This is a genomic window from Rhodococcus sp. GA1 (assembly GCF_024321955.1).
In the GTDB taxonomy this organism is placed as follows: Bacteria; Actinomycetota; Actinomycetes; order Mycobacteriales; family Mycobacteriaceae; genus Rhodococcus; species Rhodococcus pyridinivorans.
The window spans coordinates 1,831,592-1,852,437 of the sequence record NZ_CP097186.1; the positions used below are offsets into that span (position 1 = coordinate 1,831,592).

Genomic DNA, 20,846 nt, shown 5'->3' on the forward strand with positions numbered 1-20,846 from the left:
CGGCACGCCGACGTTCGTCACTGCACAACTGCAGCGTCAAGGCACCATCCAGCCCAGCACCGAGGTGGACTGCAGCCACACGAGGACGGCGAGCACCGCGAGACCGGCGATGCTCAGCGGCCAGATCCGGCGCATGAGCAGCCCGTCCTTGCCGGACAGTCCCTTCACCGACGCCACCAGCGCGAGGTTCTGCAGTGCGATCGGGGTGCCGGTGGTGCCGCCGGCCATGTTCCCGGCGACCAGCACGGTCGGGTCGAGTCCCGACTGCTGGGCCGCGGCGACCTGCAGGCTGCCGAACATCGCGTTGGAGGCGGTGTTCGAGCCGGTGACCACGACGCCGAGCCAGCCGAGCACCGGCGACAACAGCGCGAACGCCACGCCCGCACCGGCGAGAAAACCGCCGATCGTGGCGGTCTGCCCGGACAGGTTCATCACGTACGCGAGGGCGAGGACCGCCGTCACCGTCGCGAACGACCACCGCAACTGCACGACCGCCGCGACGAAGCATCGCACCGCGTCGGCCACCGCGACCTTCAGCACCGGTATCGACAGCAGCGCGGCGACGAAGACGAGGCTGCCCGGGGCAGTGAGCAGATCGATGGTGAAGGTCTCCGCGGTGGGAACGTCCCCGTCGGCCGTAGTCACGTCCACACCCGGCCAGGGGAACGACAGGCTCGCGTTCGACAACAGCGACGCCACCGGACCGAACCGGCTGACGAGGAAGACGACCACGATCAGGGCGTAGGGGGCGAACGCCTCGACGACGCGTCGACGCGAGTCGTGGATCCGGTCGGATGCGGCCCGGCGGGCCTCCCGATGCATGGGGTGCACCTTCACCGCGACCAGCAGCACGAGCAGACCGGCCACGGCACCGGCGATGTTGCTCAGCCCCACGGTGAGATAGCTCGCGCACACGAACTGGGCGGCGCCGAAGGCAAGTCCGACGACGAGCGCGACCGGCCACGTCTCGCGAACTCCGCGCCATCCGCCGACCACCGCGACCAGCACGAGCGGAACGAACACCGCGAGCAGGCAGACCTGACGCGCGACGACCGGTCCGATCTCGTCGATCGGGATCTCCGAGACGCGCGACATCGTCAGGATCGGTGTGCCCATGACGCCGAGCGGGGTGACGACGGAGTTGGCGAGCAGCGACGCCGCAGCCGCACGCACCGGCGGCAGACCGGCACCGATGAGCACGACGGTCGCGACGACGATGGGGGTGCCGAAACCGGCGACCGCCTCGAGCAGCGCGCCGAACAGGAAGGCGATGACGATGGTGAGGATCCGCGGATCCGGGGATATTCGCCCGAAGGCGCGGGTGAGGACGTCGAAGTGCCCGGATTCGACGGTGAGCCGGTACACCCAGACGGCGTTGACCACCGTCCACATGATCGGGAAGAGACCGAAGACCGCACCTTCGACACCGGCACTGAGCGCGGACCCGACCGGCATGCCGTAGACGGCGGTGCCCACGATCAGGGCCACGACCACCGCGATTCCCGCGGCCGAATGCGACCGCAGTCGGAAGACGGCGAGCAGGACGAGCATGGTCAGCAGCGGGAGTACCGCCACCAGTGCCGACCACGCGAGCGACCCGCCGACCGGCGCGATCGGCTGAACGTATGCACCTGTCACTGCATCACGACCGGTGTGTCTGCACGGCGGTGCGGATGGTGGCGGCCGTGCCGTCGAGCACGGTCCGGTTCGGTGTCCGCCAATCGGCTCGGATCCCGAAGCCGTCCCCGGCGCTGCGCGGCACGAGGTGCAGGTGCACGTGGAAGACCTCCTGGCCGGCGGCGACGCCGTCGGCGAGGAACATGTTCACGCCCTCGATCGGGAGTCCGGACGCGCGCATCGCCGTGGCGATCCGTTGCCCGGCGGCGAACACCTTCGCTCCGTCGTCGGGATCGAGTTGTGCCAGTCCGGAGGCGTGCCGCTTCGGAATCACGAGCAGATGCCCGGGAGTGAACGGGCGGATGTCCATGAACGCGAGCACGTCGGGTTCGTCGAGCACGACGCTGGCCGGCGACTGCCCGGCCACGATGGCGCAGAAGATGCAGTCCGTCACTGTGGCGTGGACTCCTCCGCACGTGCGGGTCCGCGGGCGGTTTCGAGCAGGCGTAGCAGTTCGCCCTGCACCGTAGGACGGGCGCGCACCGGGTCGTCGCTGTGCGCGAGACACAGCATCGCTTCCTCGACGGCCGCGACGAGCAGGTGCGCGAGCACCGACGTCCGCGTGGGCGACGCCTCGTAGGTCTCGGGATCGAGGGTGACGAGCATGCGCTCGATGGCCTTCAGCGAGGAGTGCCGGTGGGTCTCGCGGACCTCGGCCCAGCCGAGGACCGCAGGGGCTTCGATGAGCAGCAGCCGGCGGGTCGCGGGGTCGTAGACCGCGTCGAGCGAGGCGAGCACGGCCTGGGTGAAGCCCTCCCAGGCGTCCTCGACCGGTTCGGCCGGGACCAGGGAGCTCTCCGCTTCCGACTGGAGTCGTTCGATGACACCGCGGAACAGATCCCGCTTGTCGGCGAAGTGGTGGTAGAGCGCACCGCGCGTCACCCCCGCAACCGAGACGATCTCCTCCGTGGCCGCCGCCGCGTATCCGTCGCGCAGGAACACCTCGCGCGCTGCATCGAGCAGCGCGGTGCGTGTTCGCGCTGCGTCACGCAACCGACCCGTATTTCCCGGTTTCACCGACACTTCGTTCTCTCCTGCTGATACCGCCACCCCCATCGGACACTCCCCCCGGCAGTCGGTTCCCGTGATTCCTGTCGAATCGGCTTCCTACAGAATCGGCGCCGGCGTGTACTTCGCTGCTTCCGGATACTGCGTCACGAGGTCCTGCACCGCCGCGACGACCGCTTCGACCTGCGCGACCGCAGCTCCGGCGAAGACCTCCCGGTCGGCCAGTGCCGCGTCGAGCGCGGCGCGGTCGAGCGGCAGCCGGTCGTCGGCGGCGAGACGGTCGAGCAGATCGGGTTCGCGACCCTCCTCGCGCATCGCGAGTGCGACGGAGACCGCATGCTCCTTGATGACCTCGTGTGCGGTCTCGCGACCCACCCCGGCCCGGACCGCGGCCATGAGGACCTTGGTCGTCGCGAGGAACGGCAGGTACCGCACGAGTTCCTTCTCGATCACCGCCGGGTAGGCACCGAACTCGGCGAGGACCGTCAGGAAGGTCTCCATCTGGCCGTCGATCGCGAAGAAGGCGTCGGGAAGGGCCACACGGCGGACGACGGAGCAGAAGACGTCGCCCTCGTTCCACTGCGCGCCGGCGAGCTCGGCGGCCATGGAGGCATAGCCGCGCAGGACGACCTGCAGGCCGTCGACGCGCTCGCACGAGCGGGTGTTCATCTTGTGCGGCATCGCGGACGATCCCACCTGGCCGGGCTGGAAGCCCTCGGTGACGAGTTCGTGGCCGGCCATGAGCCGGATGGTGTGGGCGAACGACGCGGGACCGGCGCCGACCTGCACGAGCGCGGAGAGCACGTCGTGGTCGAGCGAACGCGGATAGACCTGGCCGACGCTCGTGAAGACGTTCGCGAAGCCGAGATGCTGCGCGACCTTCTGCTCGAGCTGCGCGAGCTTGGCGGAATCACCGCCGAGCAGGTCGAGCATGTCCTGTGCGGTGCCCATCGGGCCCTTGATCCCGCGCAGGGGGTAGCGGGCCATCAGTTCCCGGACGCGCTGCAGCGCGATGAGCAGTTCGTCGGCGGCCGACGCGAAACGCTTGCCGAGGGTGGTGGCCTGCGCCGCGACGTTGTGCGAGCGACCGGCCATGACGAGCGAGGCGTACTCGGTGGCGCGCTCGGCGAGGCGTGCGGCCACGGCGACACCGTGGGAGTGGACGTGCTCGAGCGACCGCAGGATCTGCAGTTGCTCGACGTTCTCGGTGAGGTCGCGGCTGGTCATGCCCTTGTGGACGTGCTCGTGACCGGCGAGGGCGTTGAACTCCTCGATGCGGGCCTTGACGTCGTGGCGGGTGACGCGCTCGCGCTGGGCGATGGACTCGAGGTCGACCTGCTCGATCACGCGTTCGTAGTCGGCGATCGCCTCGGCGGGAACGTCGATCCCGAGTTCGGCCTGCGCCCGCAGCACCGCGAGCCACAGCTGCCGCTCGAGCACGATCTTGTACTCGGGCGACCACAGGTCCCGGAGTTCGGGGCTGGCGTAGCGGGTGGCGAGGACGTTGGGGATGTGGCTCACACAAGTGAGTTTACGGTCCGGGTCTGCTCCCGTATTCCCCGACCTCAATCCTCGACCGGGGGCGCGACGGTCTCGACGACGTCGAGCAGGATGCCGCGCGCGAGCGAGCGCGGGTCGGGATCGAGCTCGCCCAGTCCGCCGAGGACCGCGCCGTCCACGACCGCCACGAGCCGACGCACCTCGCGGGGCCGCACCGATCGGCAGCAGCGTTCGAGCAGGTCGGTGAGCAGGTGGTCGATCTGCTCGCGCATGCGGACCTGCACGTCACGCAGTTCCGGATAGCGGGCTGTCGCGACGCACCGCTCGTACCGGGAGATCAGGCGTTCGCGGTCGATGCCGCCGTCGCAGTCCCGCGGTCCGATGAGCAGTTCGACGATGAGATCGGCCGTGCCCTCGAGACTGCGCGGGAGCGGCTCGATGTCGCGGACGCGCTCCCGCATCGCGTCGAGTTCCCGCTCGCTGTTGTAGTCGACCGCGCATGCGACGAGGTCGTCGAGCGATTCGAAGTAATAGGTGGTCGATGCGAGCGGCAGGCCCGCGCGGGTGGCGACGGCCCGGTGGCGGACGGCGTCGATCCCCCCTTCGAGGATGAGGTCGGCCGCTGCCTCGACCAGCGCCTGACGGCGCCGTTCGCCCTTCGGAGTCGCAGCAATCGACACCTTCTCATGGTGACAGTCCCGACCGTCTCACCAGGGGAAAACGGAAGTGGAGACCAACCGGTACCATTGCGCCCGCCCGCGCGTGTCGAGTCCTCGGCGAGCGCAGCCCCGCGAGTAGATCATCGAACGATCGGAGCCGTACCGGATGAGACGTCGACGCTTTCTGCAGGCATCGCTTCTCGGGGCCGCCCTGGCGGGTGCCGGCGCCGCGGCGCCGGGCATGTCCGGTATCGGCCTCCCGCGTGCGGACGCGCTGCCCGTCGGGGTCGACGAGTACCGCCGACTCGTGCCCGAACTGTTCGTTCCGCCGCCCGCCCCGCCGGAGCATTCCGAGGTCGTCGTGGTGGGCTCCGGTTTCGGTGCGAGCGTCGCCGCGCTGCGCCTGGCCGAGGCCGGGAACCGGGTCACGATGCTCGAGCGCGGCATGCGCTGGCCCCGCGACCCGCACCGCGAGATCTTCACGACCGACCTGCTCGCCGATGGTCGCGGCTACCACCACCGCACCCATTTCACCGGACCGACGGGCATCCCGGTGGTGTGCGACGACTTCGCCGGTGTCCTCGATGTGGTCGACTACCCGAACATGTCGGTGTGGCGCGGCGCGGCGGTGGGTGGCGGATCGATCGTGTTCACCGGAGTGATGATCGCTCCCGAACGGCACCTCTTCGAGCACGTCTTCGGCGGCCGTCTGTCCTACGACGAGATGACCTCCACCTGGTACCCGAAGGTGCGCTCGATGCTGCGCCTCGACCCGATGCCCGACGACATCTACAACGCCGCCGAGTTCACGCACTCGCGGCGATGGGACGACGACGCGCGCGCCGCCGGTTACAGCCCGCACCGCATCGACGGCATCTGGGATTGGGACGTCGTGCGCGCCGAACTCGCCGGCTCGGTCCGCCGATCGGCCGTCGCGGGCGAGAGCAATCTCGGCAACTCGAACGGCGCGAAGTTCGATCTCACGCAGAACTACATCCCGGCGGCAGAGGCGACCGGGCGCACCCTGGTGTGCCACGGTCACCGGGTGCTTGCGATCGGTCAGAACGGCGACGGCCGCTACCGGCTCGACGTGCAGGCCGTCGACCCGACGGGGGTGGTGCTGCGCACTACCACGATCACGTGCGACCGCCTCGTCCTCGGCGCCGGATCGATCGGCACGACCGAACTGCTCGTCAAGGCGCGGCACACCGGTTCGCTGCCGAACCTCGACGAGCGCGTGGGCCGGGGCTGGGGCACCAACGGCGACGCGGTGCTCGTCCGCTCGTTCGCGCTCACCGAGGGTTTCGGCGGCGACCAGGGCGCGCCGTCGGCGTCGCGGATCGTCGACGAGTCCGGTCTGCCGCTGAGCCTCGAGAATTGGTTCGTCGCGGGCACCGCGAAGGACGTCGGGATGCTCGCCTCCCTCGGCATGACCCTCGACCCCACCCGTGCCGACTTCGCGTACGACCCGGGTGCCGATCGGGCGGTTTTGAACTGGCCGACCGGTGGCGAACGCGAGAGCGTCGACGCCCTGCGGGCCGTGCACAACGCGATGGCGCAGGCCGGTGGCACGATCCCGGGCGCATCGCCGATGGCCGAGGACGTCAACGCGACCTTCACTGCGCATCCACTCGGTGGTGCGGTGCTCGGCGAGGCGACCGACGGTTACGGCCGCGTGCACGGCCATCCCGGTCTCTACGTCGTCGACGGCGCGCTGATCCCGGGCAGCACCGGCACCGCGAACCCGTCGCTGACCATCGCGGCGCTGGCCGAACGGAACATCGCGCGGATCATCGCCGACGGGCGGTGACCCGGCCGCGGCGGTCCGGCACGGCGTTCAGGAGACGGGCAGCCAGGCCGCGAGCCGGTCGAGCGCCGCGGTGACGTCGGCAGTCGAACCCGCGAACGACAGCCGCACGGTCTCGCCGCCGCGCACGGTGTCGAAGTCGACGCCCGGTGCGAGCGCGAGCCCGGTGTCGTGGAGCAGCCGCGCGCACCACGCCGTCGAGTTCTCGCCGTCGAGCAGATGGCCGATGTCGGCGTAGACGTAGAAGGCGCCGTCTGCCGGTGCGAGTTTCGTGATGCCGAGATCCGGCAGCCCTTCGAGCAGCAGTTCCCGGTTCACCGCGTAGCGGGAGACGTGCCCGTCGAGTTCGGTGCGGGCCTCGGTGCCGAACGCCTCGACCGCCGCGAACTGCGAGACCGACGGCGGGCACACCGTCATGTTCGACGCGAGTCGCTGCAGAGCCGGACGCATCGTCTCGGGCGCGAGCATCCAGCCGAGCCGCCAACCGGTCATCGAGAAGTACTTCGACACCGAGCCGATCACCACCGAGTCGCGCGAGGTCGCCCACGCCGTCGAGGTCGCCGGTGATCCGGTGCCCTCACCGGTCTCGGACCGGACGGTGCCGAACTCGATGCCGTGGTAGATCTCGTCGGAGATGAGCAGGCTGCCGTGCTCGTCACACCAGCGCGCGAGCGCCGCGAGCTCGGACGGTTCGATCATCGTGCCGGTCGGGTTGGCGGGGCTGGCGACGACGATTCCCGCAGGCGGAGCGTCGAGTTCCTCGAGCATCGCGACGGTGGGCTGGTAGCGGGTCTGCGGACCGCAGTCGAGTTCGACGACACGACAACCGAGCGCGGCGAGGGTGTTGCGGTAGGCCGGGTAGCCGGGGCGGGCGACGACCACGGTGTCGCCGACGTCGAAGGCCGCGAGGAACACCAGGGTGAAGGCGCCGGACGAGCCGGTGGTGACGACGACGTCGTCCGCGTCGACGTCGATGCCGTACTTGTGGCGGTGGTACGCCGCGATCTCCTCGCGCAGCGGCAGGATGCCGAAGGTCTCCGTGTAACCCAGCAGTTCCGCATCGATCGCCAGGTTGGCGGCCCGGAGCACGGGAGCGGGTGCGGGGGTCGACGGTTGTCCGGCGGCGAGACTCAGGACGTCGCCGTGGCTGCGCTGCCGCTCGGCGGCCGCCTTCCACACATCCATGACATGGAACGTCTCGATACCGGAGCGTTGGGATTCGGGGCGCACGTCGACGACGGTAGTACGCCCCGCGTCGTTCGTCAGAGCCGGACGCGCTGAAGTCGGGTGAGGGCACCCCACGCGATCGGATAGTCCTGACGATCGACGACCTTCACCTGCGTGGCCTCCGCGTCGGTGGCCTCCGCGTCGGTGGCCGCCGCGTCGGGTTCCGGCGTCGGTTGCGGCACGACCGGCAACAGCAGATGCGAGTCGAACTGTCCGCCGGCGTGCACGATGTGGAAGCCCTTGTTGATGGTGCGATCGTGCCCGACGCGTGGGTTCTCGTCGAGGTCGTGGCCGGCGATGACGAGCACGAGGCTCGATCCGGCTTCGAAGAAGGTGCTGTGCGGCATGATCTCGATGTCGACGGGCACGATCTGGTCGGGCAGCAACGGCCAGTACTTCGTCTGGTCGTGGACGGGCCGGTAGGCGGTGGAGGCCTCCGGGTCCAGCGCCCGCCGCGAGACCCGCATCCACCCGTGGGCGACGAATCCCTTCTCGTAGCCGCCGTGGCCTTCGAACCACACGTCGCGGCCGTGCTCGTCGCGCTTGGCGAGCCCGACGAACAGGTCCATGTCGTTGGCGTCCTTCGCCTGCACCCACAAACGCAGCGCCGCGTGCCCGGTGATCTCGGTGTCCTCGTCGAAGGTGTGGGTGAAGACGAGTTCGTCGCCCGCGACGGGGAAGGTGCGGCGGAACTGGCTGCTCTCGCACGGGGTGGTGCTCAGGTCGGCGTTCGCGTGGTCGAGGTGGAATGCGACGTAACGGGTGTCGGGGACCGGCCACTCGGATTCGAAGCGTTCGGAATAGGTGCGCAGGTCGTGGCGGGTCTCGAGACGGATGCGCGGGGTGTCCTCGAAGCCGTTGTCCTCGTCCTTGAGGAAGCGGTCGAAGAATCGTCGCTGGTAGTCGAGGGCCTCGTTGCCGTAGAAGGTCTGCCACATCTTCCGGCCGTGGGTGTAGAGCCACTTGTGCTCCGACGCGATGCGGCGGTAACCCTCGACCGACCCGCGGGCGCGTGGGCCCTGATCGGACCACGAGACGCCGACGAGCGCGGGCACGGTGACGTCCTCGAGCCGGGGCGGCGGGGCGAGGTGACGGAAGAAGTCGGGGAAACGGCGCCGCAACCACGCAGTGAACCGCCGGAGGGAGGCGGCGCCGCAGCGGGCCCCGGTGTTCATCGCGCTGTACCAGAACTCGCTGTAGCGGGTCTCGGGGATGCCGCCCTGGGTGAGGATGTCGCGGCAGGGATCGCTCACACCTTCCCAGGGTGCGATGGCCGCGAGACAGGGCGGGTTGAGCGCGGCGGTGTACCACTGCAGTGTGGCGAGATAGTCGGCGCCGGCGAGGCCGACGCGGCCGTTGCTCCACTCCTGACCACCGGCCCATTCCACGACGGACGCGCAGTCGAGCGCGGCCCGGCCGAGCAGCAGGCGGGGACGGCCGCCGCTAGCGTGATGACCGCGCATGTCCGCGACGACGAGGACGTAGCCGCGAGGAACCCAGTAGGCGGGGTCCGGTGCTTCGAAGGAGGTGCAGTCACTGATCTCGAGATCGCCGACGTGGTTGCCGGATTCGGCGAGGTCGTCGAAGTCGACGGGATACCGGTCGACGCCGGCGTCCTTGCCGTAGGGGGTGACGGCGACCAGCACGGGGCAGCGGTCGTGCTCACCGGAGTCGGCAGGACGGTAGACGTCGGCTCTCAGTACGGTGCCGTCGCCCGTGCGGATGGGCACGTCGCGCTCGACGAGGACGTCGTCCGGCAACCCGTGGACGACGACGTGGTGGTGCCGTAGCGGTGTCGGGTCCGGCGTCGGCGTTCGTCTTCGAGAAACCATGCAGTCACCCCTGGCGGCATCGAAATGCACCGAGTGTGCAACATACACCCGGTAGGTGCAAGGGTGAAGGACGAGAGTGAAAGGCTAGACCGAGATCCGGCCCTCGACGGCCGCCAGACCGATGTCGCGGCGGAAGTGACCGCCCGGCAGCTTGACGTCGGCGAGCCGATCATAAGCGGCCTCGCGCGCGGACGCGAGATCGGCACCCACACCGATCACGTTGAGCACGCGCCCACCTGCGGAGACCAGCGCGCCGTCCTCGCGACGCTTCGTGCCGGCGTGCAGCACCGTGTCGCCCTCGGCGCCGGTGATCACATCGCCGGTGCGCGGGGTGGACGGGTAGTACTCGGCGGCGAGCACCACGGTCACCGCGGCGCCGTCCTTCCAGCGCAGCGGCGGAAGCTCGGCGAGCGTGCCGGCGGCGACCGCCTTCAGGGCCTCGCCCAGCGGGGACTCGAGCAGAGCGAGCACGGCCTGGGTCTCCGGGTCGCCGAAACGGCAGTTGAACTCGACCACGGCCGGGCCCTCGGCGCCCATCGCCAGACCCGCGTAGAGCAGTCCGGAGAAACCGCATCCGCGGCGCACCATCTCGGCCGCGACGGGCTCCACGACCTCGGAGACGATCCGCTCGACGCTACCCTCGGGCAACCACGGCAGCGGCGTGTAGGCACCCATGCCACCGGTGTTGGGGCCGGTGTCGTCCTCGCCGACGCGCTTGTGGTCCTGCGCCGGGAGCAGCGGCACGACCGTCTCGCCGTCGACGAGGCAGAACAGCGAGACTTCGGGGCCGTCGAGGAAGGACTCCAGCAGGACGGGGTGCCCGTTCTCGAGGATCTCGGCGGCGTGGTCGCGGGCGGCGGCGCGATCGGTGGTGACGACGACGCCCTTACCGGCAGCGAGACCGTCGTCCTTGACCACCCAGGTCGGTCCGAACCGGTCGAGCGCCTCGTCGAGGGTCGCGGGTGTGTCGACGACCTCGCTGTGGGCGGTGCGCACACCGGCGGCGGCCATGACGTCCTTCGCGAACGCCTTCGATCCCTCGATGCGTGCGGCGGCGGCGGACGGTCCGAAGCAGGGGATGCCCGCGGCGCGGACGGCATCGGCGACCCCGAGGACGAGCGGAACCTCGGGACCTATGACGACGAGGTCGGCCTTCTGCCCGGTGGCGAGGGCGACGACGTTGTCGGCGGAGGCCGCATCGACGGGGAACAGCTCGGCGACGTTCGCGATACCGGGGTTGCCCGGCGCGGCCAGCACGGCGGTCACGCCGGGGTCGCGGGACAGGGCGAGAGCAAGAGCATGTTCACGGGCACCGGAGCCGATAACGAGTACGCGCACGCAGGACAGACTACGGGACCGGTCTCCACACGAGATCGGCGCGGGAACGCGTGCGCTGAACGGCTTCCGCATTGGGCAGATCGACGGTCCGCACCCATTCGCGTGCGCCGTCCTCGTCCCGTCCGTGGTGGCGGTGCCGGCGCACGAGACGTCGCGTGAGCGTGCGGCGGGGTGCGTCGATGTAGATGACGAGGTCGAGCAGCGGGCGGATGTGTTCCCATCCCCCGGTCTCGAACATCAGGTAGTTGCCCTCGGTGACGATCACCCGGGCATCGGCCGGCACAGCGTGCACCGCCGCGATCGGTTCGTCGAGCGGCCGGGAGAAATCCGGGGCGTAGATCGTCTCGTCGCGGCACTGCCGCACCCGACTCAGCATGTCGCGGAAGCCGGCCACGTCGAAGGTGTCGGGCGCCCCCTTCCGGTCCCGCGCGCCGAAGGTGTCGAGCTGCCGGTTGGACAGGTGGTAGCCGTCCATCGGCACCTGTCCGGTGGAGACCCCCGCGCATCGGAGGGCGTAGACGAGCAGCGCCGTGGCGCGACTCTTCCCGGCACCCGGCGGCCCGCACAGACCGACGACCGTGCGCCGATCCGCGGGAAGCCCGACGAGGACGTGTGTGACGAGTTCGTCCACGAGCACGCGCAGCGGCGCCTCCCGCACGCTCCCGTCACCTTCCATGAGCCCGACGATACGACCGCCCGCGACCGTCGGAGTCGCCGTGAGCTCTCGACACGCCCACCCGACTGATCTATCGTTATTTCGAAAGTTCGGAATTTCGAACTGTCACCCCGACACGGACGGATACCGCCATGCCGAACAGGATCGGAACCACCCTCGCCGCGACGAGCGTCGTGATCGCTCTGGCCGGATGCGGGCAGAGCACTCCACCGGAGTCCGACATCCCTGCACCGGTCGGGGCGGACGCGTCCGCCCCGGCCGGTGAATGCATGCCCACCCCCGCCGCGGACGTGAGCACCGCCGAAGGCTGGATCGGCTACCTCGCCGAGAACCCCGACACGGTCGCCATCGCGGTCGACGACGGCAACGGCGGGACCTTCGAACAACGACCCGACGAGCGGCAACCGCTCGCGTCGGCTGTGAAGGTCGTGCATCTCGCCGCCTATGCCCGCGCCGTCGCAGCCGGTGAACTCTCCCCCGACGAGCGCGTACCGCTCGCCGACTGGGAACGCTGGCATCTCCCGGGCACCGACGGCGGCGCACACCCCCGGGCTCTCGAACGGCTCGGTGTGAACGACCCGGAGGACACCGTCACTCTCGACGAGATGGTGTCGGCGATGATCCAGGAGAGCGACAACGCGGTCCCCGACTACCTGCGCGACCGCCTCGGCGACGACGCGCTGCGCGAGGCCGCCGCCCAGGGCGGCTGGGACGACTTCACGCCGCCGACGATGCTCGGCAACACGCTCGCGCTGCTCGACCCGACACTCGACGATTCGTCGGCGGTCTGGGACGCCGCGCGCCGCTACGCCTCCGAACCCGCCTACCGCGCCGAAGCGGTGCAGCACCCGGCGCCGGAGGATTTGTTCGCCCGGGTCGACCGCGTCCAGCGTTTCGACAACACCGGATCGGCCGCCGAGCTCACCGCCCTGCATCGCGCGATCGCCGACGGTTCGTTCGGTGCCGGCGGCGACCTCGCGCGTACCCACCTCGAATGGCAACCGTCCACGGTTCCGGGATTCGAGGGAGTCGGATTCAAGGGCGGTAGCCTGCCCGGCATCCTCACCGACGCAGTCACCTTCCGCCGCGATGACGACACGATCGCGACCACGGTGATGCTCGCGTCCGGCATGTCGGACAGCGACTACGCGGAAGCCCTCGAATCGTTCGCCCATCAGGAGATGCTCGCCGCGGCAGCGAACGATCCCGATTTTCTCGAGCGGATACGCTGCGCGATGTGAGCGACGGCGACGTGAACGACGAGTACGAGGCCCGGCTCGCGGATCTCGAACGCCGTGTGCGGATCCTCGAGGGCGACGCGACCCGCCGGGGCGCCGGGGACGGTCCCGGTGGCACCGGTCCCGTGGCGGACGTGGCAGGAAGCACGGGGTCCGTGACCTACGGGGGCTTCGTCTCCCTGCACGGCCACGTCCGCTGGAACATCGAGTACGACGCGGGCGCATCCCTCGCACTCGATCCCGTTCCCGTCGCCGCCGTCCTCGACGCCTTGGGCAACCCCGCGAGGCTGGCGATCGTGCGGACTCTGCTGCGCGGGCCCGCCACCGCCACCGAACTCCAGGAGGCCACCGACCTCACGTCGACCGGCCGGCTCTACCACCATCTCCGGGCTCTGTCGGCTGCGCGGGTGGTCGAGCAGGGAAGCCGAAACCGCTACCGGATCGCGCCGGAGAAGGTCGTGCCGCTGCTGGTCCTCACCGTCGCGGCGGCCGATGTCGGGGAACAGCTCCGGTGAACCCGGTGTCCCTTATCCTCCCGGTATGACTTCCGTGTTCAGCAAGATCATCGCCGGTGAACTGCCGGGCCGTTTCGTCTGGCAGGACGACGACGTCGTCTCCTTCCTGACCATCAACCCTTTCACCGAGGGGCACGTGCTGGTCGTGCCACGGCAGGAGGTCGATCACTGGCAGAGCGTGGACGACGACCTGTGGGCGAAGGTGAACGACGTCGCCCGCATCCTCGGTCGCGCCGTCACCGCCGCCTTCGACGCCCCGCGCGCCGGCCTGATGATCGCCGGCCTGGAGGTCCCCCACCTGCACCTGCACGTCTTCCCCGCCTACTCCCTCGGCGACTTCGATTTCGCGACGGCAGAGAAGGATCCGTCGCCCGAATCGCTCGACCGCGCGCATCGCAAGATCAAGGACGCCCTGCGCGAACAGGGTCACGGCGAGCACGTCCCCGACTGATCCGCTCGACGGGATATCGGCGGAACAATTCCGACCGGTATCCCGTTGTGTTCCTCGTGTCTTCTACTCCACCGAGTTCCCCAGCCCCGGCCGGTACGGCCGAGCCGCAGGCCGCTGCCGCACCGCGCGCCGGTCTTCTGATCGCCGTTCTCGTCGGGGCCGCATTCGTCGTCATCCTCAACGAGACGATCATGAGCGTCGCGCTGCCGAAGCTGATGGTCGAGTTCGACGTCGGCGCAGCCACCGCCCAATGGCTCACCACGGCGTTCATGCTGACCATGGCCGTCGTCATCCCGATCACGGGTTACCTGCTCACCCGGCTGTCGCTGCGCACGGTCTTCGCGATCGCGATGGGCAGCTTCCTGCTCGGCACCCTGATCGCCGCGAGTGCCCCGATCTTCCCGGTCCTCGTGCTGGGTCGTGTCGTCCAGGCCGTGGGCACCGCGGTGATGTTGCCGCTGCTGTTCACGACGGTGCTCAACCTGGTTCCCGCCGATCGTCGCGGTCGCACGATGGGCGTGATCTCGATCGTCATCGCGGTCGCTCCCGCGGTCGGCCCGACCATCGGTGGCGTCGTGCTCGACCAGCTGAGCTGGCGGTGGATGTTCTGGCTGGTGCTGCCGATCGCGGTCGTCGCGACGGCGCTCGGCCTGAGCTGGATCCGCAGCGTCACCGAACCGGTCGCGGTTCCGCTCGACGCCCCGTCGGTGGTGTTGTCGGCCCTCGGGTTCAGCGGTCTCGTCTTCGGTCTGAGCAGTCTCGGTGAGGCCGCCGAGGGCGATCCGCTCATGCCGCCGTGGCTGCCGCTGGTCGTCGGCATCGCGTCGCTGACGGTCTTCGTCCTGCGTCAGATCCGCCTCGGCGACGGCGCCCTGCTGGACATGCGAGCGTTCCGTACCCCGGCGTTCTCGCTCGCGGTTGCACTCGTCTCGGTAAGCATGATGTCGCTGTTCGGCACCCTCATCCTGCTGCCGATCTACCTGCAGAACGTGCTGGGTCAGTCGACGCTGACCACCGGCCTGATGCTGCTGCCCGGTGGTCTGGTCATGGGTCTGCTCGGCTACATCGTCGGACGCCTGTTCGACCGGTTCGGTCCGCGGCCGCTCGTCGCACCGGGCGCGATCATCGCCTGCGTCGCGATGTGGGGCATGACGACCTTCGACGCGACCACCACGATCGGCACGGTCATCGCCTGGCACGTGCTGCTCAACATCGGCCTCGCGTTGATGTTCTCGCCGCTGCTGACCTCGGCACTCGGAGCGCTGCCGCGGCGGTTGTACTCCCACGGCAGCGCCATCGTCAGCACCATGCAGCAGATCGCCGGTGCGGCCGGTACGGCGTTGTTCATCACGGTGCTGACCCGCACGACCGTCGCGGGCGCCGAGAGCGCGGGCGATCCCGCCGGTGCGCTCGCGGACGGTGTCCACGGCGCGTTCACGGGGGGCGCGGCGATCGCGGTGATCGCAGTCGTCGGCTCCCTGTTCGTCCGACGGGCCCCGGAGCCCGAGGCGGATGCGGTGGAGGTGTCGGCCCCCGAGACCGCCGGAACGCACTAGCCGGCAGTACACACCGCCCGGCACTCACGCGCCGGTCGTCACGACTTCCCTGTTCGACGGGAAGCGTGGCGGCCGGCGCGTTGCTGTCCGCACACGGTTCGTGGAGGAAGGCGTCCAGTTCGACCCACGAGGTGTCGCGTGCGGCGCTGCCGGACGGATGCTGGATCTCGCGTTCGATCGCGGTGAGGCGGTAGGCCGTGCGGACGATGGGTGCGGGCACCCCGCCGAAGACGGCGTCGAGCAGGCCGAGTGCGGGCTCGGCGACGAACAACGACCACGCGTTCCGCGGGGCCTTCCCGACCACGTCCGTGATCCCCATGTATGAGCTCGGAGAACCTGTCCGACGGCAGTGCTATCAAGTGATGCATGACGTGTTCACAGTGCAACCACGATGTCGACCACTGCCACGGCACTCTCGTGCTCCACGCCGATACTCGGGTCGACTGCACCGAACCCGACTGCGTCGACTTCGAGATCGTGCGGCACACCCTCGTTCTCGACTGCATCGAACTGGACGGCGGATGTTCGTGCACGGTGATTGCGCAGGAATCGCAGCTACTGCGCGTGTCCTGAGCAATTTGCCAATACTCGCCCGGAATTCCTAACCTCGACGGAGGTGGCCGCCGGTCGGCCTCCCGGACGAGCGCACCGTACCCGGCCAGCGACAAGACGGTGCAGGAGCGTTGTACGTCATGGCCTGGATCGTTCTCGTCCTCTCCGGTGTGCTCGAAGCCGTGTGGGCTACAGCCCTCGGCAGATCTGCCGGTTTCAGCCGGCTCACCCCGACACTGGTGTTCGTCGTCGCCCTCGTCCTGAGCATGGCCGGGCTCGCGTATGCCCTGCGCACCCTGCCGGTCGGGACGTCCTACGCGATCTGGGTGGGTATCGGCGCCGCTCTCACGGTCGGATATGCGATGGTCACCGGCACCGAGACCGCCTCGCTGCTGAAGCTCGCACTGATCGCGGGCATCGTGCTGTGCGTGGTCGGTCTCAAACTCGTGCACTGACGTTCTCGGGCCTCACGTTCTCGGACTGACGTTCTCGAGCACTGACCGTTACAGTCGGTTCCATGAACCTCGGGTCCGTACTCGTGATGCCGGTGCGTGTGGGTCTGACCGCCGCAGAGGTCGCCCTGAGCGTCGCCGAGACGGTCGTCGGCACCGTGCGGGTCGCGGTGTCGCCCACCACCTACTCCGCGCTCGGCGCGGTCGGCCTGCCCGACACCCGCAGTTCGGTGGGTCTGCTGCAGCAGATCTCGAAGCTCACGTCGGAGGACCGTGGACTCGGTCACGCGTTGCGTCCCGGCGGTCCCCTCGACCGGCTGCTCGCGCCGGGCGGTCCCGTGGATCGGCTCACCGAGCCGGGTGGCCTGCTCGATCGGTTGCTCGAACCGGGCGGACCCGTCGACCGGCTCACCGCACCGGGTGGTCCCCTCGACCGGATCCTCGCCGACGACGGTGCCCTCGACCGTCTCGTGTCGGAAGGGGGTCTGCTCGATCGCCTCACCGCGCACGACGGCCCGCTCGAACGGCTGCTCGCCCAGGACGGCGCGGTGGAACGGCTCACCGCGCCGGGCGGCATCGTCGATGTGGCGATCCGGCCCGGTGGGGTCGTCGAGCGGGCCCTCGCCCAGGGCGGCGTCCTCGACGTCCTGCTCTCCGAACGGGGCGCTCTCGAACGACTGCTCGCCGAGGGCGGTCCGCTCGATCAGATCGTCTCGCTCTCGGAGACCCTCGCGCATCTCACGCCCGGCATCTCGCAGATGAACGCGAGCATCGACATGTTGCAGGAAACGGTCGAGCTGCTGCGCGGGGCCGTCGGTCCGCTCGGCGACCTCGCCGGCCGGCTTCCCGGGCGCTGGTTGCGCAGCGGCAAGGGCGAGCTGCTTCCGCCGCCCTGACGTGGTTCCTCGCCGTGTCAGCGATCGGAGCGGCGGGATGCGACCAGCCGGGCAGCGTCGGCCGATGCTCGGCGCGCTGCCGCGAACAGGTCCTCCCCCGTGCCGAGCAACGCGGCGAGCGTGCCGGCGAAATGATCGCCCGCCCCCGTCGTGTCGACGACCTCGACCTGCGGGACCCGCAGATGTTCGATCGCGTCCTCGGTTCCGACCACGACGTCCTCCCCACCACGGGTGATCACCACGGTGCGCACCTGTTCGAGCAGGCGGGTCACGATCGCGTCGAAGGGGGTCCCTGCGGGAAGACCCGCGTAGTGCAGGGCTTCCTGCTCGTTGAGTACGAGCGGATCGGCGCCGGCGAGAACGTATTCGTCCAGGTCGATCACCGGGCTCGGATTGAGCACGAACCGGCGGTCGTGATCGCGCGCCCACTGGGCGGCGGCCCAGGTCACTGCGGGGAGCAGCTCGAGTTGGGTGAGCACCACCGCGGGATCGAGGGCATCGAGTGCTGCGGTCACGTCCTCGGCCTCGAGCAACGAATTGGCCTCGGGTACGACGACGATCCGGTTCTGCCCGTCGTCGGAGACGAGGATGACGGCCCGGCCGGTCGGGCCCGGTGTGGTGCGCAGATGGGAGGTGTCGACCCCTGCCCTCTGTTGCACGCCGCGCAGTACGTCAGCGGCATGATCGCTGCCCACCGCGCCGACGATGGCGGTGGGAGCCAGGCGGGCAGCACCGATGGCCTGGTTCGCGCCCTTGCCTCCCGGATAGGTGCGCAGATGCCGGCCGAGTACCGTCTCACCTTCTTCGGGAGCACGTGCCACGACGACCGTCAGGTCGAGGTTCAGCGATCCCACGACCGCCACCACGCATCGACTCGACTCGGTCACGGGTCGAGCCTACGACCGATCGACCTGCGGGGCGGGCCTACGATCGATCGACCCGAAGGGCGGGCCTACGATCACTGCGCCTGCGGGTCCGGTTCCAGTTCGGGGCAGACGATGTGGACGACCTCGTCCGCCCAGGACTCCCCCACCTCGCCGTGACGCAGGTAGGCGCCGAGATACGCGCCGACGAGCATCGAGACGGCGGTGTCGACGTCGATGTCCTTGCGGATCGCGCCCGACTCGATCGCGGTGCGGAGCACGTCGGCGACGACCTCGCTCCGGGCGTTGATGATCTCCCGGATCGACTCGGTGAACTCGGGTTCCTGGTCGGTGAGCAGTGCGCCGACACTGCCCATGCCCACTTCGTTCGACAGTCCGCGACGGATCAGCTCGAGGGTCCATTTGACGCGGTCGTAGACGCACAGCCCGTCGGGCACGCACGGGGAGGCGACCTGCGAGTGCAATGCCGCGTCGAGGATCTCCTCACGGTTCGCGTAGCGCCGGTAGATCGTCGTCTTCGCGACGCCCGACAGCGCCGCGACCGCCTCGACGGTGACGCGGTTGGGCCCGTGAAGCCGCAGGATCTCGAGCGCGGCCTTCACGATGCGCGCGTCGGTCCCGGCACGCTCCTTGACGGGGCGCCGCGACGTCAGGGCCACGGATTCCGTCTCGACCTCGCCCACCATGTCTACATCCTCCTCGCGCGGGCATACACCCGCAGGATTCCCGAGTCTCCCCGACAAGGCGACCCCGAATCAAACACTACGAAACGATACGCTACGATGAGCGTATCGTTCCAATCGTCGACGAAGGGGAACGCATGACAGATATCTACGCACCGACACCCGGGCACTACACCGAATCCGAAACCGTCCTCGAGAGCTACCGCACCTACGACGCCGTCGAGAGGGCCATCGACCACCTGTCCGACGAAGGCTTTCCCGTCGAGTACCTGCGGGTCGTGGGCCAGGGAGTCACCACCGTCGAACACATCGAAGGCCGCATGACCAACGGCAAGGCCGCCCTTCGCGGCGCCGCCGCAGGCGTCTGGACGGGCTTGCTCTTCGGTCTGCTCCTGGCACTGCTCCTGCCTGCCACCGGCATGGCCACCGTGATCCTCACCGCTGTCGTCTTCGGCGCGGTGTGGGGCGGATCACTCGGCTTCTTCACCCACTGGAGCACCGGGGGACGCCGCGACTTCGTCTCGAGAAAGAGCATCGAGGCCTCGCGCTACGACCTCATGGTCGATTCCGAGTTCGTCGATCAGGCGCGCGAGAAGCTCGCACTGCGCTGACCGGCCATTGTTTCTCCGATTCGAGAACCTCTTCGCCCACGCCGACCGGCGTGGGCGAAGTCGTTTCTGGTGGAAAGAACAACACGAAAGGGATATTCCACCCGAATCGCCACATTCGTCCGATGCGGATAATCCGTGTTTGCCCGGTCGATTCTTTCCACTGATGGCATGATTCGAGTTATGGCCGGATCGTCGAATACTCCCCCGAAGCCTGCTGTGGGCTCGAAGGTCGTCGTACGCGCGGGTGTCGCGGGCACCAGGGCCTGTCCCGGCACGATCGTCGAAGACTTCGGTCCAGCACAGGAAGCCGTGGGCGACAAGCTGGGTCGCGACTGGGCGCGCGTGCGCCGCTGGGCTGTGGCGCTCGACGACGGACGGCTGATATTCGTCGATATGGACGCATTCGAATCCTCGAAGTCCTGATATCCGATCCATTTCGTCACTTCCGTATTCACACGCCCCTGCAGTGACATGCGGAGGGTGAACAACCGGGTGAACTGCGGCGGATCCGTTGACGCTCCGTGCGCCCGAACCGTTCTCCGGATATGACCTGGATCGGTTGGCCGCTGCTCGGATGGCCCGCGGCATCCCCGGTGGTCGCCCTCGCATTCGGGCGCGTCGCCGCGGCGCACGACCTCCACGAGGCGCCGCACACGATTGCGCCGGTGATCGACCTGTCCGAGCGCCGAGCACGCCGCCTCGGTGAACACCACCGGCCGGAGCAGGACGGCAACGGCCCGGCAACCCTCCCGGAGCCCCGTCTTCCGATGTAAATTGTCCTTCTCGCCTTCGACGGGACAGGGATCCGGTCCGGGCGAACACCCGCCCGTGCATGTGTGCCTCCCGGATCGAGGGACGATGACCGCAGACCGCTTCACCCCGGTCCCGCCCCGCAACGGCGCCGGAAACACGGCACTGACCGCAGGGATCGTCGCGCTCGTCTTCGCCTTCGTACCCGTCATCGGCGACTTCGTCGCGATCCCCGCAGGTCTGGTCGCAGTGGTGTGCGGATGGATCGGTCTCGAACGGGTCGACAGGGGCACGGCGACGCATCGCCGCGAAGCTCTGTTCGGTGCGTGCCTCGGCGTCGCGGCACTGTTCGCCGTGTTCGTGGTCTTCGCAGCGGTTCACAGCAGCACCGGATGAAACAGGCCCGCGCGGTACGCGACGGGCCCTACTGGAGCCCCCTGTCAGGATTGAACTGACGACCGCTCGCTTACAAGGCGAGTGCTCTACCACTGAGCTAAGGAGGCACAGAACTCGACGGTCGCGGACGACGCGTGA

23 protein-coding genes, 1 tRNA gene and 1 riboswitch are annotated in these 20,846 nt (G+C 69.2%); of the genes, 12 read left to right on the plus strand and 12 right to left on the minus strand.

Annotated elements, in window-relative coordinates; all coding sequences use genetic code 11:
- Positions 1 to 36: 36 nt before the first annotated feature.
- The 5 genes from M3330_RS08530 to M3330_RS08550 form a co-directional block, all read right to left on the minus strand.
- Positions 37 to 1,638 carry an L-lactate permease gene (locus M3330_RS08530; protein WP_033096850.1) on the minus strand — a complete coding sequence of 534 codons (1,602 nt, stop codon included), beginning with the start codon at positions 1,636 to 1,638 and terminating at the stop codon, positions 37 to 39.
- 4 nt (positions 1,639 to 1,642) lie between these two features.
- Positions 1,643 to 2,071 (minus strand): HIT family protein, encoded by a 429-nt coding sequence (locus M3330_RS08535; protein ID WP_024102975.1) that lies wholly within the window; start codon positions 2,069 to 2,071, stop codon positions 1,643 to 1,645.
- A complete protein-coding gene (locus M3330_RS08540) occupies positions 2,068 to 2,694 on the minus strand; it encodes a TetR/AcrR family transcriptional regulator (protein ID WP_231913210.1) in 627 nt (208 codons plus the stop codon). The genes M3330_RS08535 and M3330_RS08540 overlap by 4 nt, the downstream gene beginning before the upstream one ends.
- A 90-nt stretch (positions 2,695 to 2,784) precedes the next feature.
- Positions 2,785 to 4,206: an adenylosuccinate lyase gene (gene purB / locus M3330_RS08545; RefSeq protein WP_006551863.1), complete on the minus strand. Its 1,422-nt coding sequence runs from the start codon at positions 4,204 to 4,206 to the stop codon at positions 2,785 to 2,787.
- 44 nt (positions 4,207 to 4,250) lie between these two features.
- A complete protein-coding gene (locus M3330_RS08550) occupies positions 4,251 to 4,865 on the minus strand; it encodes a TetR/AcrR family transcriptional regulator (protein WP_006551864.1) in 615 nt (204 codons plus the stop codon).
- A 145-nt stretch (positions 4,866 to 5,010) separates the two neighbouring features.
- Here M3330_RS08550 and M3330_RS08555 point away from each other — a divergent pair, with 145 nt between their 5' ends.
- A complete protein-coding gene (locus M3330_RS08555) occupies positions 5,011 to 6,654 on the plus strand; it encodes a GMC oxidoreductase (RefSeq protein ID WP_006551865.1) in 1,644 nt (547 codons plus the stop codon).
- Between the two features lie 27 nt (positions 6,655 to 6,681).
- Here M3330_RS08555 and M3330_RS08560 read toward each other — a convergent pair whose 3' ends face one another.
- The 4 genes from M3330_RS08560 to M3330_RS08575 all read right to left on the minus strand — a co-directional run bounded on the left by M3330_RS08560 (position 6,682) and on the right by M3330_RS08575 (position 11,724).
- On the minus strand, positions 6,682 to 7,881 hold the full coding sequence (locus tag M3330_RS08560; RefSeq protein WP_019290068.1) for a pyridoxal phosphate-dependent aminotransferase: 1,200 nt from the start codon (positions 7,879 to 7,881) through the stop codon (positions 6,682 to 6,684).
- A gap of 32 nt (positions 7,882 to 7,913) precedes the next feature.
- The gene (locus tag M3330_RS08565; RefSeq protein ID WP_255028486.1) at positions 7,914 to 9,710 is read right to left on the minus strand and encodes a CocE/NonD family hydrolase; all 1,797 of its coding nucleotides are present in this window, start codon (positions 9,708 to 9,710) and stop codon (positions 7,914 to 7,916) included.
- Positions 9,711 to 9,794: 84 nt separating this feature from the next.
- On the minus strand, positions 9,795 to 11,048 hold the full coding sequence (gene purD, locus M3330_RS08570) for a phosphoribosylamine--glycine ligase (protein WP_219129911.1): 1,254 nt from the start codon (positions 11,046 to 11,048) through the stop codon (positions 9,795 to 9,797).
- Positions 11,049 to 11,058: 10 nt separating this feature from the next.
- Complete coding sequence (locus M3330_RS08575) at positions 11,059 to 11,724, minus strand: nucleoside/nucleotide kinase family protein (RefSeq protein WP_024102972.1); 666 nt, start codon at positions 11,722 to 11,724, stop codon at positions 11,059 to 11,061.
- A 131-nt stretch (positions 11,725 to 11,855) separates the two neighbouring features.
- Between M3330_RS08575 and M3330_RS08580 the strand changes: the two genes are divergently transcribed.
- The 7 genes from M3330_RS08580 (at position 11,856) to M3330_RS08610 (ending at position 17,384) form a co-directional block, all read left to right on the plus strand.
- Positions 11,856 to 12,965: a serine hydrolase gene (locus tag M3330_RS08580; protein WP_219129910.1), complete on the plus strand. Its 1,110-nt coding sequence runs from the start codon at positions 11,856 to 11,858 to the stop codon at positions 12,963 to 12,965.
- A complete protein-coding gene (locus M3330_RS08585) occupies positions 12,962 to 13,477 on the plus strand; it encodes a helix-turn-helix transcriptional regulator (RefSeq protein ID WP_019290073.1) in 516 nt (171 codons plus the stop codon). The genes M3330_RS08580 and M3330_RS08585 overlap by 4 nt, the downstream gene beginning before the upstream one ends.
- A 25-nt stretch (positions 13,478 to 13,502) precedes the next feature.
- The gene (locus M3330_RS08590) at positions 13,503 to 13,928 is read left to right on the plus strand and encodes an HIT family protein (RefSeq protein WP_006551872.1); all 426 of its coding nucleotides are present in this window, start codon (positions 13,503 to 13,505) and stop codon (positions 13,926 to 13,928) included.
- A gap of 56 nt (positions 13,929 to 13,984) precedes the next feature.
- The gene (locus tag M3330_RS08595; RefSeq protein WP_255028500.1) at positions 13,985 to 15,484 is read left to right on the plus strand and encodes an MDR family MFS transporter; all 1,500 of its coding nucleotides are present in this window, start codon (positions 13,985 to 13,987) and stop codon (positions 15,482 to 15,484) included.
- Between the two features lie 366 nt (positions 15,485 to 15,850).
- Positions 15,851 to 16,057, plus strand: coding sequence for a hypothetical protein (locus M3330_RS08600; protein ID WP_255028502.1), 207 nt, complete (start codon positions 15,851 to 15,853; stop codon positions 16,055 to 16,057).
- Positions 16,058 to 16,097: 40 nt separating this feature from the next.
- Positions 16,098 to 16,163: riboswitch (guanidine-III (ykkC-III) riboswitch) on the plus strand.
- A 13-nt stretch (positions 16,164 to 16,176) separates the two neighbouring features.
- On the plus strand, positions 16,177 to 16,491 hold the full coding sequence (locus M3330_RS08605; protein ID WP_006551875.1) for a multidrug efflux SMR transporter: 315 nt from the start codon (positions 16,177 to 16,179) through the stop codon (positions 16,489 to 16,491).
- A 62-nt stretch (positions 16,492 to 16,553) separates the two neighbouring features.
- Positions 16,554 to 17,384, plus strand: coding sequence for a hypothetical protein (locus tag M3330_RS08610; RefSeq protein WP_019290078.1), 831 nt, complete (start codon positions 16,554 to 16,556; stop codon positions 17,382 to 17,384).
- Between the two features lie 17 nt (positions 17,385 to 17,401).
- Here M3330_RS08610 and M3330_RS08615 read toward each other — a convergent pair whose 3' ends face one another.
- Both M3330_RS08615 and M3330_RS08620 read right to left on the minus strand, forming a co-directional pair.
- Positions 17,402 to 18,271, minus strand: coding sequence for a ribokinase (locus M3330_RS08615; RefSeq protein WP_006551877.1), 870 nt, complete (start codon positions 18,269 to 18,271; stop codon positions 17,402 to 17,404).
- A gap of 71 nt (positions 18,272 to 18,342) precedes the next feature.
- Entirely contained in the window at positions 18,343 to 18,954 is a 612-nt protein-coding gene (locus tag M3330_RS08620) for a TetR/AcrR family transcriptional regulator (RefSeq protein WP_006551878.1), read from the minus strand.
- 134 nt (positions 18,955 to 19,088) lie between these two features.
- Here M3330_RS08620 and M3330_RS08625 point away from each other — a divergent pair, with 134 nt between their 5' ends.
- From M3330_RS08625 to M3330_RS08640, 4 genes are all read left to right on the plus strand, one after another.
- Positions 19,089 to 19,562 carry a general stress protein gene (locus M3330_RS08625; protein WP_006551879.1) on the plus strand — a complete coding sequence of 158 codons (474 nt, stop codon included), beginning with the start codon at positions 19,089 to 19,091 and terminating at the stop codon, positions 19,560 to 19,562.
- A gap of 180 nt (positions 19,563 to 19,742) precedes the next feature.
- Entirely contained in the window at positions 19,743 to 19,985 is a 243-nt protein-coding gene (locus M3330_RS08630) for a hypothetical protein (protein WP_052227313.1), read from the plus strand.
- Positions 19,986 to 20,107: 122 nt separating this feature from the next.
- A complete protein-coding gene (locus M3330_RS08635) occupies positions 20,108 to 20,335 on the plus strand; it encodes a hypothetical protein (RefSeq protein ID WP_255028516.1) in 228 nt (75 codons plus the stop codon).
- Positions 20,336 to 20,420: 85 nt separating this feature from the next.
- Positions 20,421 to 20,708, plus strand: coding sequence for a hypothetical protein (locus M3330_RS08640; protein WP_255028518.1), 288 nt, complete (start codon positions 20,421 to 20,423; stop codon positions 20,706 to 20,708).
- 32 nt (positions 20,709 to 20,740) lie between these two features.
- Here M3330_RS08640 and M3330_RS08645 read toward each other — a convergent pair.
- A tRNA-Thr gene (locus M3330_RS08645) sits at positions 20,741 to 20,815 on the minus strand.
- Positions 20,816 to 20,846 lie beyond the last annotated feature (31 nt).

Excerpts from the sequence above, each read along its gene's own strand:
- M3330_RS08620 (WP_006551878.1), bottom strand. The coding sequence starts at position 18,954 with ATGGTGGGCGAGGTCGAGACGGAATCCGTGGCCCTGACGTCGCGGCGC.
- M3330_RS08630 (WP_052227313.1), top strand. The coding sequence starts at position 19,743 with ATGGCCGGATCGTCGAATACTCCCCCGAAGCCTGCTGTGGGCTCGAAG.
- M3330_RS08625 (WP_006551879.1), top strand. The coding sequence starts at position 19,089 with ATGACAGATATCTACGCACCGACACCCGGGCACTACACCGAATCCGAA.
- M3330_RS08600 (WP_255028502.1), top strand. The coding sequence starts at position 15,851 with ATGACGTGTTCACAGTGCAACCACGATGTCGACCACTGCCACGGCACT.
- M3330_RS08575 (WP_024102972.1), bottom strand. The coding sequence starts at position 11,724 with ATGGAAGGTGACGGGAGCGTGCGGGAGGCGCCGCTGCGCGTGCTCGTG.
- M3330_RS08610 (WP_019290078.1), top strand. The coding sequence starts at position 16,554 with ATGAACCTCGGGTCCGTACTCGTGATGCCGGTGCGTGTGGGTCTGACC.
- M3330_RS08565 (WP_255028486.1), bottom strand. The coding sequence starts at position 9,710 with ATGGTTTCTCGAAGACGAACGCCGACGCCGGACCCGACACCGCTACGG.
- M3330_RS08590 (WP_006551872.1), top strand. The coding sequence starts at position 13,503 with ATGACTTCCGTGTTCAGCAAGATCATCGCCGGTGAACTGCCGGGCCGT.
- M3330_RS08555 (WP_006551865.1), top strand. The coding sequence starts at position 5,011 with ATGAGACGTCGACGCTTTCTGCAGGCATCGCTTCTCGGGGCCGCCCTG.
- M3330_RS08605 (WP_006551875.1), top strand. The coding sequence starts at position 16,177 with ATGGCCTGGATCGTTCTCGTCCTCTCCGGTGTGCTCGAAGCCGTGTGG.
- M3330_RS08640 (WP_255028518.1), top strand. The coding sequence starts at position 20,421 with ATGACCGCAGACCGCTTCACCCCGGTCCCGCCCCGCAACGGCGCCGGA.
- M3330_RS08635 (WP_255028516.1), top strand. The coding sequence starts at position 20,108 with ATGACCTGGATCGGTTGGCCGCTGCTCGGATGGCCCGCGGCATCCCCG.
- M3330_RS08580 (WP_219129910.1), top strand. The coding sequence starts at position 11,856 with ATGCCGAACAGGATCGGAACCACCCTCGCCGCGACGAGCGTCGTGATC.